16 protein-coding genes are annotated in these 16468 nt (G+C 44.2%); 12 read left to right on the top strand and 4 right to left on the bottom strand.

Annotated elements, in window-relative coordinates; translation table 11 throughout:
* Positions 1-49: 49 nt before the first annotated feature.
* A complete protein-coding gene (typA, locus tag HU147_RS03895; RefSeq protein ID WP_036807048.1) occupies positions 50-1897 on the top strand; it encodes a translational GTPase TypA in 1848 nt (615 codons plus the stop codon).
* Positions 1898-1954: 57 nt separating this feature from the next.
* Entirely contained in the window at positions 1955-2254 is a 300-nt protein-coding gene (locus HU147_RS03890) for a YlaH-like family protein (RefSeq protein WP_224075291.1), read from the top strand.
* Here the strand turns inward: HU147_RS03890 and HU147_RS03885 are convergent.
* The 3 genes from HU147_RS03885 to HU147_RS03875 are packed head-to-tail and all read right to left on the bottom strand — an operon-like array spanning position 2248 to position 3419.
* On the bottom strand, positions 2248-2697 hold the full coding sequence (locus HU147_RS03885; RefSeq protein WP_224074996.1) for a hypothetical protein: 450 nt from the start codon (positions 2695-2697) through the stop codon (positions 2248-2250). The genes HU147_RS03890 and HU147_RS03885 overlap by 7 nt on opposite strands.
* On the bottom strand, positions 2697-2900 hold the full coding sequence (locus tag HU147_RS03880; protein WP_036807042.1) for a YlaI family protein: 204 nt from the start codon (positions 2898-2900) through the stop codon (positions 2697-2699). The genes HU147_RS03885 and HU147_RS03880 overlap by 1 nt, the downstream gene beginning before the upstream one ends.
* A gap of 12 nt (positions 2901-2912) precedes the next feature.
* On the bottom strand, positions 2913-3419 hold the full coding sequence (locus tag HU147_RS03875; protein ID WP_224074995.1) for a peptidyl-prolyl cis-trans isomerase: 507 nt from the start codon (positions 3417-3419) through the stop codon (positions 2913-2915).
* 165 nt (positions 3420-3584) lie between these two features.
* Here HU147_RS03875 and HU147_RS03870 point away from each other — a divergent pair, with 165 nt between their 5' ends.
* The 3 genes from HU147_RS03870 to pyc all read left to right on the top strand — a co-directional run bounded on the left by HU147_RS03870 (position 3585) and on the right by pyc (position 8551).
* Positions 3585-3866, top strand: coding sequence for a YlaN family protein (locus tag HU147_RS03870; protein ID WP_224074994.1), 282 nt, complete (start codon positions 3585-3587; stop codon positions 3864-3866).
* Between the two features lie 62 nt (positions 3867-3928).
* Complete coding sequence (locus HU147_RS03865) at positions 3929-5095, top strand: FtsW/RodA/SpoVE family cell cycle protein (protein WP_224074993.1); 1167 nt, start codon at positions 3929-3931, stop codon at positions 5093-5095.
* 15 nt (positions 5096-5110) lie between these two features.
* The gene (gene pyc / locus HU147_RS03860; protein ID WP_224074992.1) at positions 5111-8551 is read left to right on the top strand and encodes a pyruvate carboxylase; all 3441 of its coding nucleotides are present in this window, start codon (positions 5111-5113) and stop codon (positions 8549-8551) included.
* A 32-nt stretch (positions 8552-8583) separates the two neighbouring features.
* Here pyc and HU147_RS03855 read toward each other — a convergent pair whose 3' ends face one another.
* Positions 8584-9498 (bottom strand): COX15/CtaA family protein, encoded by a 915-nt coding sequence (locus HU147_RS03855; protein WP_224074991.1) that lies wholly within the window; start codon positions 9496-9498, stop codon positions 8584-8586.
* A 348-nt stretch (positions 9499-9846) separates the two neighbouring features.
* Between HU147_RS03855 and cyoE the strand changes: the two genes are divergently transcribed.
* The 7 genes from cyoE to HU147_RS03820 all read left to right on the top strand — a co-directional run bounded on the left by cyoE (position 9847) and on the right by HU147_RS03820 (position 16461).
* On the top strand, positions 9847-10764 hold the full coding sequence (gene cyoE, locus HU147_RS03850) for a heme o synthase (RefSeq protein WP_224074990.1): 918 nt from the start codon (positions 9847-9849) through the stop codon (positions 10762-10764).
* 53 nt (positions 10765-10817) lie between these two features.
* Positions 10818-11915, top strand: coding sequence for a cytochrome c oxidase subunit II (gene coxB, locus HU147_RS03845; RefSeq protein ID WP_224074989.1), 1098 nt, complete (start codon positions 10818-10820; stop codon positions 11913-11915).
* Positions 11916-11948: 33 nt separating this feature from the next.
* Positions 11949-13835 (top strand): cytochrome c oxidase subunit I, encoded by a 1887-nt coding sequence (ctaD, locus tag HU147_RS03840; RefSeq protein WP_224074988.1) that lies wholly within the window; start codon positions 11949-11951, stop codon positions 13833-13835.
* A complete protein-coding gene (locus HU147_RS03835; protein ID WP_224074987.1) occupies positions 13822-14448 on the top strand; it encodes a cytochrome (ubi)quinol oxidase subunit III in 627 nt (208 codons plus the stop codon). Before ctaD ends, HU147_RS03835 begins: the two co-directional genes overlap by 14 nt.
* 1 nt (position 14449) lies before the next feature.
* Positions 14450-14782 carry a cytochrome c oxidase subunit IVB gene (gene ctaF / locus HU147_RS03830; protein ID WP_224074986.1) on the top strand — a complete coding sequence of 111 codons (333 nt, stop codon included), beginning with the start codon at positions 14450-14452 and terminating at the stop codon, positions 14780-14782.
* Between the two features lie 269 nt (positions 14783-15051).
* Positions 15052-15975 carry a cytochrome c oxidase assembly factor CtaG gene (gene ctaG, locus HU147_RS03825; protein ID WP_224074985.1) on the top strand — a complete coding sequence of 308 codons (924 nt, stop codon included), beginning with the start codon at positions 15052-15054 and terminating at the stop codon, positions 15973-15975.
* 24 nt (positions 15976-15999) lie between these two features.
* Complete coding sequence (locus tag HU147_RS03820; RefSeq protein ID WP_224074984.1) at positions 16000-16461, top strand: DUF420 domain-containing protein; 462 nt, start codon at positions 16000-16002, stop codon at positions 16459-16461.
* Positions 16462-16468: the final 7 nt, after the last annotated feature.

Here is a 16468-nt window from a genome sequence, read left to right as displayed (position 1 = left end):
CTATACTAACACAGTTATGGACATGAAAAAAGAATATTGGAGTGAAAGTATGACTAACTTACGAAATGATTTAAGAAACATTGCTATTATTGCCCACGTTGACCATGGTAAAACAACTTTGGTGGATCAGCTGCTACAGCAGTCAGGGATTTTCCGTTCAAATGAACACGTTGAAGAACGTGCGATGGACTCGAACGATATTGAAAGAGAACGCGGAATCACTATTCTTGCGAAAAACACTGCAATTCAATACAAAGATGCTAAAATCAATATTCTCGATACGCCTGGACACGCCGACTTTGGTGGAGAAGTGGAACGTATTATGAAAATGGTTGATGGTGTTTTGCTTGTAGTAGATGCTTACGAAGGCTGTATGCCGCAAACCCGTTTTGTTTTGAAAAAGGCATTGGAGCAAAACTTGAAACCAATCGTTGTTGTAAATAAAATTGACCGCGATTTCGCTCGTCCAGAAGAAGTGGTTGACGAAGTAATCGAATTGTTCATCGAACTTGAAGCTAACGACGAGCAGCTTGAATTCCCGGTTGTTTTTGCCTCAGGAATGAACGGTACTGCAAGCCTTTCATCTGATCCTGCAGATCAAGAAGAAAACATGCAGGTTATTTATGATGCCATTATGGAACACGTGCCAGCGCCAATCGATAACAGAGATGAGCCACTTCAATTCCAGGTAGCACTTCTTGATTACAGCGACTATGTAGGCCGTATCGGAATCGGACGCGTATTCCGTGGAACGATCGAAGTAGGGCAATCGGTTGCCCTTATGAAATTAGACGGTTCTGTCAAGAACTTCCGTGTAACGAAAATCCATGGTTTCATGGGTCTGAAACGCGTTGAAATCCAAAAAGCCGAAGCGGGCGATTTGATTGCCATCTCAGGTATGGAAGATATCAACGTAGGTGAGACGGTTTGTCCGGCTGACCATCAGGAAGCATTGCCGATTCTTCGCATTGACGAACCGACTTTGCAAATGACATTCTTAGTTAACAACAGCCCGTTTGCCGGTAAAGAAGGTAAATGGATCACTTCACGCAAAATCCAGGAACGTTTGGATGCACAATTACAAACGGACGTGTCATTGCGTGTAGAAAATACAGATTCACCTGATGCTTGGATCGTTTCCGGCCGCGGCGAATTGCATTTGTCGATCTTGATCGAGAACATGCGCCGTGAAGGTTTCGAACTTCAAGTATCTAAACCGGAAGTAATCGTCCGTATGGTTGACGGCGTTCGCTGTGAGCCGGTTGAACGTGTACAAGTTGACGTGCCGGAAGAATACACTGGAGCAATCATCGAATCATTGGGTGAGCGTAAAGGTGAAATGTTGGATATGATCAATAACGGAAGCGGACAAGTCCGTTTGGTATTCAACGTGCCAGCGCGCGGCTTGATCGGTTACACCACTGAATTCCTGACACAAACTCGTGGATACGGAATCATCAACCATACTTTCGACAGCTACCAGCCAGTCGCTTCAGGGCGCGTTGGCGGACGCCGCCAGGGTGTATTGGTATCCATGGAGCGCGGTAAAGTTTCGACTTATGGCTTGATGGGCATCGAAGACCGTGGAACTGCGTTTGTTGAAGTAGGCGCTGAGATTTACGAAGGAATGATTGTCGGCGAGCATAACCGTGACAGCGATTTGACAGTGAACATTGTTAAAATCAAAGCTGCGACAAACATCCGTTCAGCAAACAAAGACCAGACGACTACATTGAAAAAAGCTCGTTTAATGAGTCTTGAAGAAGCACTTGAATATTTGGCAGATGATGAGTATTGTGAAATCACTCCGCAAAACATTCGTTTGCGCAAAAAAATTCTTGATAAAAACGAACGTGAGCGCATGGCTAAGAAAAAGAAAGTGGCCATCGAAGAATAATGAACTAGGAAGGGTGTAATATCTGTGGGAGACGAGCAAGCTTTTGTCTATGACAGTATGTATCCCGTAGCCCGAGTTTTGTATGAGAATCTGCCGAATTTCACCATTGCAGGATATGCGCTTTTTGCAGTCATATTCCTGTTATCGGCTTTCGTGTATAAATTAGGGTTCGCAAAAAAGTTATCCATCGGGAAAAATGCCGTCATTACGCTTTTCCTTCTGGCTGGTGGACTGGGGCTGACATTCTTGGCCTTCTTCCTGCCGGTTGTAGAAGGACTGGTTATTGCTGCGCTGATCTTGATTCTTTACAAAATACGCTTATGGCGTGAAAAACGCGAAAACGCTGCTTCTCATTGAGAAGCAGCGTTTTTTCGTTCAAAGGTTTTATAAAGAATCGGCAATGCCAATGCATACGTTAAATGCGCAAACGTCCAGTATAGAATGGCTCCGCCGTCAGTTAACGCCGGCACGTCTGGACGTACTGCAAGAGCGGCAAGCGGGAAGTAAAGCAGGAAAAATGGGATGCACATGGCGAGGCTGAACAATACCAGCTGGCCGAATGTATAGGGGCGCCGTTTCGCAAGGTAGACATACACGATGCTGATCAGCAATGAGACAACCAGGTGGAATGCAAATTCAACGGGTTCAGACCAGTTGACCCCTCCTATTACAGGGATAAAGTCGACATTCAGCAGCAGTGTATATACTTGCTCACCTGTAACCGCTTGAATCCATTTCAGTAAAATCCCCAAAAGCAAGCCGCTCCAAAATCCGATCCACAAGCCTTTTAACACCTTCATCAGAAGTCGTCCTCAATTCTGCGGGAACTTCTGAAGAAGTGGAACGACCCGGTAGCGAGCCGCTCTTTTGTTCTTTCTGTGATGCGGTCATGGCAAGCTTTGCACATATGCGTGTGAATCGGCCGGTTCCGCAATCGTTTGGCTTCGAGTGTATCGTCAACCAGTTCTTCGATGGTGTCGCAAATTACACATTGTACGCGCATGGCGGTTCACTCCTATTCGACTCGGATGGCTAAAATATGCGTGATTGGATCTTCTTGATTGGATCCATCAGGGAGCAATACATGGACGGGGCCGTTTTCTTTTAACGGTTTTCCGTTATCACTGAATTTGAAAATCAGCTCGTTTGCTGCATCCAGTGGGAATGCATACTCACCGTTGGCCGATTCAAAAACCACCGTTTTTGCTTCAGCTGAAGGCTCTGCATTTTTCAGAAATGGAGCGAATTTGATGCCATATGTGCCAGTGATCATTTCGTTTTTTTCCTGGCGGCTGTATCTTTTTTCGGTTTTCAGCGTCTGCGGAACAGTAGCGCCTTCCATGATTTCACGGGACCAGTGTTCGCCCATGCCGCGTTTGTATTCTTCCATTTCGTCGATTTCAACGCGTTCTTCATCAAAATAAGTATCCAGGTCAATCCGGCGGTCATCAAAAATCCAGACAGTAGGATCTAGTGCGATTTTAAATTTCACTTCACCTTTAAAAGGTACGATAAATTCCATTGTAAACCCTCCATCATTTAATCAATCTTTTATAAGTATACCTTTTCCGCACAAATTGCTAAAGGGATTAATACTAAAGGCAATAGACGCTTGCAATTTTGGTGTTTTGAAGATACACTTTAAACAGGTTAATAGAGATAAATATCATTAAATGGGGGAGTCCTCATGGAACATACAGAAGAACAAACTTACCAAGTAAAGGCTTTGGAACTCCTCAAAGCGGATGCCGAAAAAATTGAGCAATTGATTAAAGTCCAAATGGACAATTTAACATTGCCTTCTTGCCCCTTATATGAAGAAGTGCTCGATACACAAATGTTCGGACTTTCACGTGAAATCGATTTTGCTGTAAAGCTTGGGTTAATCGAACGTGAAGTAGGGAAAAATTTAATGGATACGCTGGAGAAGAAGCTTTCAATTCTGCATGAGGCGTATACAAATAAATGACTTAAAACTCAAACGAACCTTGTTTGAGTTTTTTTACTAATCTGATAAATCGAGGTATGGAAATGAAAACTTATTTTAAAAAGTACACCAGGTATTTGGACTATCCGCTATTATTTGTTTACATCGCATTAACGCTTTTCGGACTTGTTATGATATACAGCGCCAGCATGGCCTGGTCCGTAAACTATTACGATGATGCACCAAACCGCTTTTACATACAGCAATTGATGAACTTGGCCTTTGCATTCCCCGCATTTGCAGTTGCCTCCATTTTCCCATACAAACATTTCGGCAAGAAATGGATGATGAAGCTCGTGCTTGCTGTCATCTTTATCGGCCTGGTACTTGTCCACTTGATCGGATATGAAGCAGGGGGCGCCAGAAGCTGGATCGATCTGGGCTTTGCGAATATCCAGCCTTCCGAAGTCGCCAAAGTCGGCATCATTTTCTATTTGGCTGGTGTTTTCTCCAATAAATACAAAAAAGGCAATATCAATAATTTAAACGAATCAATTGCTCCGCCCGTCATCATTCTGACGCTGGTTTTGCTTGCTGTATTCCTCGAGCCCGATTTGGGGTCCATGATGATTATCGGGGCAGTCGGCTTGTCAGTAATGGCAGCGAGCGGCATCAGCATCAAATTTTTTGCGAAGATGGCCGGCTGGGTTGCAGTTGGCTGTGCAGTTTTTATTATCCCGATTATGCTTTTTGCGTCAGACATCATTTTCACGGAAAAACGCTTGGGGCGGCTGGATGCCTTTTTTAATCCGTTTTCAGATGAATTGGGCTTTGGGCTACAAATCGTCAATGGCTATTTAGCAATTGGCTCGGGCGGCCTGAGCGGCTTAGGGCTGGGGCAATCCATCCAAAAACTTGGGTATCTTCCGGAACCGCATACGGACTTTATCATGTCGGTAATCGCTGAAGAACTTGGCGTACTTGGAGTGATTTTCGTTCTTGGCGGTCTTGCTTTTATCGTACTGCGCGGCCTTTCAATTGCGATGACAACAAAAGATCCGCTTGCTCGCACGCTTGCTGCAGGGATTGCGAGCATGATCGGAATCCAGACTTTCGTCAACTTGGGAGGTTTGACCGGACTTATTCCTTTAACAGGGGTGACACTTCCATTTATAAGCTATGGCGGAACGTCGGTAATTTTGTTATCGTTAGCTATGGGAGTATTGATGAATGTTTCCATGGTCCACAAATTCGAAAAATCGAAAAAGTAAAGGGTGTGCTGCAGTGTGAAAACAATTAGCAAAATTTTAGTGGCAAACCGCGGAGAAATCGCTATTCGGGTTTTCCGCGCTTGTACGGAACTGAAAATTCCAACAGTTGCAATTTATTCACAGGAAGACAGTGGTTCCTATCACCGCTATAAAGCGGATGAGTCTTATTTAGTCGGAAAAGGCAAAAAGCCGATTGATGCGTATTTGGATATTGAAGATATTATTCGGATCGCCAAAGACTCAGGGGTAGATGCCATTCATCCAGGTTACGGTTTTTTATCCGAAAATGTTCATTTTGCACGTCGCTGTGAAGAAGAAGGCATAATCTTCATCGGTCCGACTTCTAGGCATCTGGATATGTTCGGCGACAAAGTGAAAGCACGTGAACAGGCGATTGCAGCCGATATTCCGGTCATTCCAGGAACGGACGGCCCTGTTGCATCTCTTCAAGAAGTGGAAGAATTCAGCAAAACCGCTGGTTTCCCTCTAATGATCAAAGCGTCTCTCGGCGGAGGCGGACGCGGCATGCGCATCGTACGAACTGAAGAAGAGCTGGCTTCAGCCTATGAACGTGCTAAATCCGAAGCGAAAGCTGCTTTCGGATCTGATGAAATGTATGTCGAAAAATTTGTGGACAAGCCAAAACATATCGAAGTTCAAATTTTGGGAGATGTTGAAGGAAATATCATTCATTTATATGAACGTGATTGCTCCATTCAACGGCGCCATCAAAAAGTGGTGGAAATTGCACCTTCCAATTCAATCAGCGACGAACTGAGAAATCAGATTTGTGATGCTGCTGTAAAATTAATGAAAAATATCGATTACATAAATGCGGGTACTGTTGAATTCTTAGTGGCAAACGACGAGTTCTACTTTATTGAAGTCAATCCCCGCATTCAAGTCGAACATACAATAACCGAAATGGTGACAGGGATCGATATCGTGCATGCACAAATCAAGATTGCCCAAGGGCATTCCGTGCACAGCGAAGTAATCGGAATTCCGGCTCAGCAGGATATTCCGTTGAACGGTTTTGCAATCCAGTCGCGCGTGACGACAGAAGATCCATTGAACGACTTTATGCCGGACACTGGTAAACTCATGGTTTATCGCTCAGGAGGCGGTTTCGGTGTCCGTTTGGATGCAGGAAACGGGTTCCAGGGCGCAGTCATTACGCCATTCTATGACTCTTTATTAGTAAAAGTTTCTACTCAAGGCAACACATTCAAAGAAGCAGCTGCGAAAATGGACCGCAACTTGCAGGAATTCCGGATCCGCGGCATTAAAACCAATATTCCATTCCTGGAAAATGTCGTGCGCCATAAGAATTTCATCAACGGTGAATTTGATACAAGCTTTATCGATTCAACGCCGGAACTGTTCCTTTTCCCGGTACGCAAAGACCGCGGAACAAAACTGTTGACTTACATTGGAAATATCACAGTCAACGGATTCCCAGGCATCGAAAAGAAAAAGAAACCGATTCATGCAGCGCCGAGAATTCCGGAACTGGACTTATCCGTACCGGCACCGCGCGGAACAAAGCAAATTCTGGACGAACAAGGGCCTGAAGGACTGACAAAATGGATTCATGAACAGAAGGAAGTTCTTCTGACAGACACGACTTTCCGTGATGCCCATCAGTCACTGCTTGCGACCCGGCTGCGTTCGCACGATATGTTTGCCATCGCAAACGAAACCGCACGTTTGCAGCATGATTTGTTCTCGATGGAGATGTGGGGAGGCGCAACGTTCGATGTTTCCTACCGCTTCCTGAAAGAAGACCCATGGCAGCGCCTGATCAAATTGCGTGAACAAGTGCCGAATGTATTGTTCCAGATGCTGTTCCGAGGCGCCAATGCTGTCGGCTACAAGAACTATCCGGACAACGTCATCCGTGATTTCGTCCGCAAATCAGCCGAAGCCGGAATCGATGTGTTCCGTATTTTCGACAGCTTGAACTGGATCAAAGGCATGGAAGTGGCAATTGATGAAGTCCGCCAAAGCGGAAAAGTGGCAGAAGCAGCCATTTGCTACGCCGGTGATATTCTAGACCCAAGCCGCGATAAATATACGGTTGATTACTATAAGAAAATGGCTAAAGAACTTGAAGCGTCGGGTGCACATATTCTGGCAATCAAAGATATGGCAGGACTGCTGAAGCCGGAAGCTGCGTATCGTCTGGTGTCGGAACTGAAAGATACCGTTTCCTTGCCGATTCACCTTCATACACATGATACGAGCGGCAACGGTATTTACTTGTACGCAAAAGCGATTGAAGCAGGCGTCGATATCGTAGATACGGCTCTTGGCAATATGGCAGGGCTAACTTCTCAGCCGAGTGCAAACTCTCTTTACTACGCTATGAAAGGCAGCGGACGTGAAGTGCGGACCGAAATCGAATCGATTGAAAAATTGTCGCATTATTGGGAAGATGTCCGCAAATACTACAGTGATTTTGAAAGCGGCATGAACAGCCCGCATTCAGAAATCTATGTACACGAAATGCCGGGCGGCCAGTACAGCAACTTGCAGCAGCAAGCGAAAGCAGTAGGGCTCGGCATGCGCTGGGAAGAAGTCAAAGAGATGTATTCGCGGGTCAACATGCTGTTTGGAGATGTTGTAAAAGTGACACCTTCTTCAAAAATTGTCGGAGACATGGCATTGTTCATGGTTCAAAATGATTTAGATGAAGAAACCGTCATCACACGCGGGGAAACAATCGACTTCCCGGAATCGGTCATTGAATTCTTTGAAGGCTATATCGGACAGCCGCACGGCGGATTCCCGAAAGAGCTTCAGCAAGTCGTTTTAAAAGGCCGCGAAGCCATCACTGTCCGTCCGGGAGAATTGCTTGAACCGGCTGACTTTGATGAAATCAAAAAGACCTTGTTTGAACGATTGGAGCGTCCGGTAACGAGCCAGGAAGTTTTGGCGTACGCGCTTTATCCGAAAGTTTTTGAAGAGTACACACTGACAAACCAGCAGTTTGGCAATGTGTCAGTATTGGATACTTTAACGTTCCTTTACGGAATGCGCTTAGGCGAAGAAATCGAAGTGGAGATCGAAAAAGGGAAAACCTTGATGATCAAGATGGTGTCCATCGGAGAGCCGCAAAAAGATGGCCATCGGACAATCTATTTCGAACTGAACGGCCAGCCGCGTGAAGTGAACATCCAGGATATGACGGTCGAAACCGATGCTTTGGCAAGACCGAAAGCTGACATGAAAAACGAATCCCATATTGCAGCAACCATGCCGGGAACCGTTTTGAAAGTGGTAGCGGAAGTAGGGGCCAAAGTGAAGCGCGGCGACCACTTGATCGTAACCGAAGCAATGAAAATGGAGACAACGGTGCAAGCGCCATTTGACGGCGTTGTCAAAGAAATCCATGTTGCAGCGAGTGAAGGCATTTCAAGCGGCGATTTGCTGATTGAAATGGAAAGAATTTAAAAAAACAGCCAGCGCAAATGCGCTGGCTGTTTTTATTTGGCTTTGGCTCTGCTTCTGGAAACGAGCAGAATCATATAGCATAGCAATCCGAACAAAAGTGAAATCAGCAGCGAGTGAAGAAGGGCCACTGCCAAATTCAATTTGGTCAACACTACGAGCATGCCGGTAGTAGCTTGAAGCACAACGATGATGAAGGCAATGATCCAACCCCAATAAATGACACGCTGTTCCTTGTAGTTTTTAAACGCATGCCAGGCGATGTAGCCCAGCCACAATACGATCATGCTCGCAGCAAAGCGATGCCCCATCTGAACCCATTCATACATATTGTTTGGCAGAGCGAACTGGTCATTGCGGCATAGCGGCCAATCTGAACAAATCAAACTGGAATCTGTATGGCGTACAAGAGCCCCTGTGTAAACAACGATATAGGAATAAAGCGTAACTCCGATGGTATGAATTCTTAATTTCCTTCCGATTACCAAGCGGTCAGCATCGAATTTCCGGTCGACTTCAAAAATCAGCAAGGTCAGAAGCAGCACCGATGCAAAAGAAATCAGCGAGATTCCGAAGTGAAGTGCAAGAATGAAATCGCCTTGCCCCCATAATACTTGTGCGGCTCCGATCAAAGCTTGCAAGACCAAAAAAAATACGGCCATGACGGCTAGAAATTTGGTTTCACGGATATGTCCATATTTTCTCCATGCCCATACTGATAATACGACGATCAAGATGCCGACTGCACCAGTAACGAGGCGATGGGAAAATTCAATAAGGACTTCAGCGGTGATTTTTTCTGGAATCAATTCCCCGTTGCAGCTTGGCCACGATCGGCCGCAGCCCATTCCGCTTTCGGTTTTGGTGACAAGTGCACCGCCAAGCAAGATCAATAGCATGCCGATGGTCGCAGCTACCGCAAACCATTTTATATATTTACCTTGTTGCAAGAATGTCACCTACTTTTTCATGTTAAAACTCATTTATACGTCCGTTCCCTGCATACTCGATAATATCGAAAGTCGCTGCAAAACACAACGGAAAATGGGGAATAGCCGAAACTTTCAAGATTTAGACATATTACGAAAGGCTTCACAAACTGTTCAAAAACAAATTTTTTTCTATCTTAAAATAACTAGTGCACTAAGGTATGATTAATAGAGCATATTTCTGAGGCAAATTACATGAAAATCATCGCTTTTATCGGGAAATTTCAGTTTGAAGTAGAAAAACAACTGGAATTTAGATATAGTTATGGTTAGCGGAATATGCTTACAACTTTGAAAGGAGGGGGTTATATGTCAAACAGCCGGTCTTTGTCTGCGGAAACTCATGAAGCAGCCGAAACCACCACTTTTCTCCAGGATTTTCTCGCGTTGATCAAAATCGGAATTGTAAATTCCAATTTAATTACCGTCTTTACGGGACTGTGGCTCGCGTTTCAGTTTTCCGACAGACATTTCCTGCAGGAGATGGACATCCTCGTTTATACATTGGTCGGGTCTGCACTCATCATAGCGGGTTCTGCTGCGATGAATAACTACATTGACATGGACATCGATCCATTGATGGCGAGTAAGAAAGCGCGTCCAACTGTAACAGGAAGATTCAAACCGTCTGCTGTCTTAGCGCTCGCTTCGTTTTTCATCGTTATAGGCGAATTATTTTTGTTCTCTGCTTCTGTCTCTGCTGGTTTGTTCGGGATTGCGGGAATTTTGGCTTACGTAGTCCTCTATTCCATGTGGTCCAAGAGAAAACATGTCGGCAACACAATTGTAGGGAGCATATCGGGAGCCATTCCGCCGCTAATCGGGTGGGCTGCAGTTGAACCGACGCTCGGCTGGGGCGCATGGGCATTATTCTTGATTATGTTCGTTTGGCAGCCGCCACATTTTTATGCATTGGCTATGAAGCGCACTGAAGAATACCGTGCAGCCGGCATTCCGATGCTGCCTGTGGTCAAAGGCTTCCACCGCACTAAGAAATCTATGCTTGCCTGGGTTTTGCTGCTGTTCCCTCTGCCATTCCTGTTAATGGATCTCGGAATAAGCTTCATCATCTTAGCGACATTGCTGAATATCGGTTGGCTGGTACTCGCCATTCGAGGCTTCAATGTAAAAGATGATTTGAAATGGGCAAAGACAATGTTCATCTATTCGTTGAATTATATGACCATCCTATTTGTTTCGATGATCATTTTTGCTGTCTTTGTCTAGTTTCCAACATTGCAGAACAAAATTTTTTAAATGAGAGAGGGGTATGAAAAGCTATGAATAAAGGGCTCAAAAAATGGCGCCTTTTCGCATTGATGACTGCATTGGTCGTCTTTCTTGCAGGTTGCGGTAGAGAAGAAATTTCTACATTAATACCCGCTGGCGAAGTAGCTCAAGATCAATTTAACTTACTGATCTTGTCTTCGATAGTAATGGCATTTGTCATTCTTGTCGTAACGATTATCTACGTTTTGGCAATTTTCAAATTCCGCCGTTCAAAAGTTGGGGAAGATCTTATCCCTGAACAAGTCGAAGGAAGCGCAAGACTTGAATTTTTATGGACTTCCATTCCAATCGTATTGCTTTTGATCCTTGCAGTTCCAACCGTTTATTCAACATTTGATTTAGCGGATGTTTCGACAATGGATGTACAAGCTGAAGATGGAGAAAACATGACTCATTTGACAGTCAACGTAACAGCTAAATTATACTGGTGGGAATTCGAATACCCTGAACAAGGAATTGTAACCGCTCAGGAATTAGTTGTCCCTACAGGCGAGAGAGTTTACTTTAACTTGATCGCGGCTGATGTTAAGCACTCATTCTGGATTCCATCCATTGGCGGTAAATTGGATGCTAACCCGGAAAACGTAAACACATTTTACTTAACCTTTGATCAGGAATCTGCGGAACTTGAAGACGGCGTTTTCTACGGAAAATGTGCTGAGCTTTGTGGTCCATCCCACGCGTTAATGGATTTCAAAGTGAAATCGATGAACCGTGATGATTTCGATTCATGGGTAGCAGCAATGCAAGAAGAAGCTACTCCAGCTGAAGGTGCACTTGCGCAAGAAGGAGAACAGCTTTTCGGTCTTGAAGGCGCTGGCTGTATCGCTTGCCACGCAGTTTCAGGTTCAGGAGAAGGCGGGATTATGCAGGGACCGAACGTAGCAACATTCGGCGACCGCAACCGTGTAGCAGGCTTCATGGAACATAACGAAGAAAATCTTAAAAAATGGATCGCTGATCCACAACAATACAAGCCAGGCAACTTAATGCCTGATCCTAAATCTTTGAACGACGGGAAAGATTTCACTGAGCAAGAGCTTGATGCCCTTGCCGCTTACTTGATGTCTTTATCCGTTGAAAAGTAAAAGAGACAGGCTTAAAAAAGGGAGGTTTACATTGTGAGTTCTATTGCTCAAAAACAGGGCTTCGGTGCAATGATATGGGACTACTTGACAACAGTAGACCATAAAAAAATCGCACATCTTTATCTCGCATCAGGAGGTTTGTTCTTCCTGATCGGTGGTATTGAAGCGATGTTAATCCGAATCCAGCTAATGAAAGCCGGAAATGATTTCCTAAGCGCGGGTACTTATAACGAAGTATTGACGATGCACGGGACAACAATGATTTTCCTGGCTGCGATGCCAATTTTGCTCGCGTTTATGAATGCGGTCATGCCATTACAAATTGGTGCTCGTGACGTAGCATTTCCATTCTTGAATTCACTTGGATTCTGGTTGTTCTTCTTTGGTGGAATCTTCTTGAACCTTTCATGGTTTATGGGCGGCGCCCCTGATGCTGGTTGGACAAACTATGCATCCTTGGCACTCGCATCGGAAGGACATGGGATTGACTTTTACACTCTTGGATTAACGATTTCCGGTTTTGGTACGCTGATTTCCGGGATTAACTTCCTTGTTACGATTATCAATATGCGTGCTCCAGGTATGACTTACATGAGAATGCCATTGTTCACATGGACGACTTTTGTGGCTTCAGCATTGATTTTGCTGGCTTTCCCTCCATTGACAATCGGTCTCTTCTTTATGGTATTTGACCGTATGTTTGGTGCAAACTTCTTTGATGTAGCAAACGGTGGTAACACGATTATCTGGGAGCATTTATTCTGGATTTTTGGTCACCCTGAGGTTTACATTCTGATTTTGCCGGCTTTCGGTATTTTCTCTGAGATTTTTGCTATTTTCTCTCGCAAGCGTTTGTTTGGTTACACTGCGCTTGTATTCGCCACAATCCTGATCGGTTTCTACGGATTCATGGTTTGGGCTCACCACATGTTTACAGTAGGTCTTGGGCCAACAGCAAACGCAGTATTTGCATTGGCGACTATGATTATTGCTGTTCCGACAGGGGTTAAAATCTTCAACTGGCTATTGACCATTTGGGGAGGCAGCATTAAATTCACGACACCAATGATTTATGCGATTGCCTTTATCCCTTCGTTCGTTGCAGGTGGGGTAACCGGGGTTATGCAAGCGATTGCTCCTCTGGATTACCAATTGCATGACTCTTACTTTATCGTTGCGCATTTCCATTACGTTATCGTTGGTGGGGTTGTACTTGCAATTTTTGCAGCTACACACCTATACTGGCCAAAAATGTTCGGTACAATGCTTAGCGAAAAATTAGGAAAAATTACTTTCTGGTTCTTCTTTATCGGTTTCCACTTAACATTCTTTATCCAGCATTTCTTAGGCCTGATGGGGATGCCGCGACGCGTTTATACGTTCGGCGCTGACCAGGGCTGGGATTTATTCAACGCCATCAGTTCTGTTGGTGCGTTGTTCATGGCTATCGGTGTTATCGTATTATTGATCAACGTAGTACTTACTACTATTAAAAACGAACGTGTCGGCAATGACCCGTGGGAAGATGGCCGTACTCTTGAGTGGGCAATCCCATCACCGCCGCCGTTTTATAACTTTGCACAAACTCCATTAGTACGCGGTCTGGATACATACTGGATCGAGAAAATGGAAGGCAACAAAGAAGGCATGCTCTATGCTGAACCATTAGAAGAAATTCACATGCCAAACGGCTCTATTATTCCTATAATTATGTCATTTGGTTTGTTCGTTGCTTCATTTGGTGCGCTTTACTTCCTGGATGGAGATAAATCTTGGCCACTTCCAGTGCTTATCCTTGGATTATTGATCACTTTCGGTTCGATGCTATTGCGTTCGTTGAAAGATGATCTTGGATTCCATATCTCTAAAGAAGATTTGATCAAAGACGCTAAAGGGGGTAATGTGAATGGATCTAAATAAGAAATATACCCCACAAACTTGGCCCGATCATCCTGAAACTGCTACAATGGAAGGGAAGAATAAGTTTATCGGCTTCTGGCTTTTGCTGGCGGCTGAAACCGTAACGTTTGCTTCACTTTTCGCTACGTATTTGGCTCTTAAAGATAAGGGGCCAAGCGGAATGGAATTTACAGCATCGGGATTGTTTGAACTTCCATTAGTGTTTGCGATGACAATGATTCTTTTGACTTCGTCTTTGACGAGTGTTTATGCAATGTACCATATGAAGAACCATAACTTTAAGGCGATGCAAGCTTGGCTCATGGTAACTGTGTTACTAGGAGCAACTTTCCTTGGATTGGAAATTTATGAGTTTAACCACTATGTGCATCTTGGTTTTGGCTATACGCATAGTGCCTTCAGTGCTGCATTCTACACGCTTGTCGGAACTCACGGTGCTCACGTAGTATTCGGTCTTAGCTGGTTCATCGCTTTGATGCTCCGCAACGCTAAACGTGGATTAAATACTTACAACGCACCAAAATTCTATCTTGTAGCGTTATACTGGCATTTTATCGACGTAGTATGGGTTTTCATCTTTACTGTCGTCTATTTGATGGGAGTGATCGGTTAATATGGCACATGACACACATACGCATGTTAGATCACAAGCAGAATATCAATACATCCGCCGTCAACGGGCAAAAGAGATGCGCAACCAGCTGACTTCATTTGCAATGATGATTTTCTTGACATTGATTGCATTTACAACGGTTGCAGCTGATTTCTCACCTTACTTGATCACACCAATTATTTTATTGTTGGCAGCTGTTCAAGTCGTGCTTCAGTTGTATCACTTTATGCACATGAGCAATAAAGGTCATGGCATGGTCGCGTTCTTTATGTTCAGCGGCATGTTTGTTGCCTTTATTACAATTCTTGCATTGGTAACAATTGTTTGGTGGTAAAATAAAACTTAAACCCCGCATGCCTGTAAAGGTATGCGGGGTTTTTTTGCATGTTATAATTATCAATTGCAGCCATTCCTCATAATGGTTTTTGCATTTATGCTTTCGCGCTAACATTAATCAGATCCGAGAATTCCTTTGAGAATGCATTCTATCATTCTGTCAGGGAACCAGTGTTTATCTTTCGCCAATTGTCATAGTTCGTTCATTGATATACCTACTTCCACACTATATAATGGGGGTACTTAAGAAAAAGGAGGTATGCTGGCATGCCGATTAGTATATTTGGATTTCAGGCTTTATGGAGTCCATACTTCTTGGGAGTCCTCGTATTAATTACGATCTTATATTTTTTGGTTACCGTAAAATGGAGAGACAAGTTTAAAGACAGCGAGCCGCTGAAACAAAAAGAAGCGCTTCTGTTTGTTTCAGGTGTGCTTTTACTGTATATAATCAAAGGGGCGCCAATCGATTTGCTTGGCCATATCATTTTCTCCATGCATATGTTCCAAATGGCATTTCTGGTTCTTTTAGTTCCGCCGCTACTTATCATGGGCACTCCTTCTTGGCTATGGCGAGCAATCATCAATCGCCCTGTCATTAAGCCGTTGTTTGATTTATTCACGAAACCTATGCTAGCTATCATTATTTTTGGAATGGTATTTTCTTTTTACCATATTCCCTTAATTTTCGATTTTGTAAAAATGAATTCATTATTGCATGCAGCTGTCAGCATCCTTCTGTTCGGTTCGGCTTTGCTTTACTGGTGGCCAGTTGTCAACAATCTGGAAGGCGCTTATAAGTTCCATGGATTGAAAAAGCTTGCGTACTTATTCGGGTTAAGCGTATTGATCACGCCTGCCTGTGCATTGATTATTTTCAGCGATACAGCCTTCTATGCCACTTATACAGATGGCCAGGCATGGCAGCAAGCCATGGCACTATGTGTGCCAGCGGGTACACTTGCTCAGCTCGGCTTGACCGGTCCGGAACTGTTTACCAATATGTCGGCGCTTGAAGATCAGCGGACAGGCGGCATTACCATGAAAGTGGTGCAGGAATTGATCTTTACGGTATTCCTGTGGCTCGTTTTCTATGAATGGCTGAGAAACGAAAACAAAAATGCTGATGAAATTACTGCAAAAACGATTGAAGACAGAAAGAATATGGCCTTACACAGACATAATGCTTAAAGAAGCCAAAGGAGAAACTATAGTATGAATTTGCCGCTATTACCGACCATCAGTACCTTTTTCATCGTATTAAGTGCCGTTCTAGTAGCGATTGGCTGGTATTTGATCCGCCGACGCAACATCGAAGCACATAAAAAAGTAATGCTGGCAGCAGGTGCTGCCGCATTGACATTTTTCATTATCTACATGTCCCGTACGATTTTCGTTGGAAACACCGCATTTGGGGGACCTGATGAATATAAGCTTATCTACACCATATTCCTGATTTTCCATATCTGTTTGGCTACTACCGGCGGGGTTATGGGATTAATCACGATTTGGCTTGGGTTAAAAAACCGTCTTGAAAAACACCGTAAGTTAGGGCCAATTACGAGCGTCATCTGGTTTTTCACTGCCATCACGGGCGTAGTCGTATACCTGTTGCTATACGTAATTTATGAAGGCGGGCACACCACTTCAGTTTTCAAAGCAATATTAGGTGGATAAAAAAAGA

Source organism: Planococcus chinensis, assembly GCF_020071995.1.
GTDB classification, from domain to species: Bacteria; Bacillota; Bacilli; order Bacillales_A; family Planococcaceae; genus Planococcus; species Planococcus chinensis_A.
The sequence above is the reverse complement of the archived record's forward strand: the minus strand, read 5'-3'. Positions and strand labels throughout refer to the sequence as shown.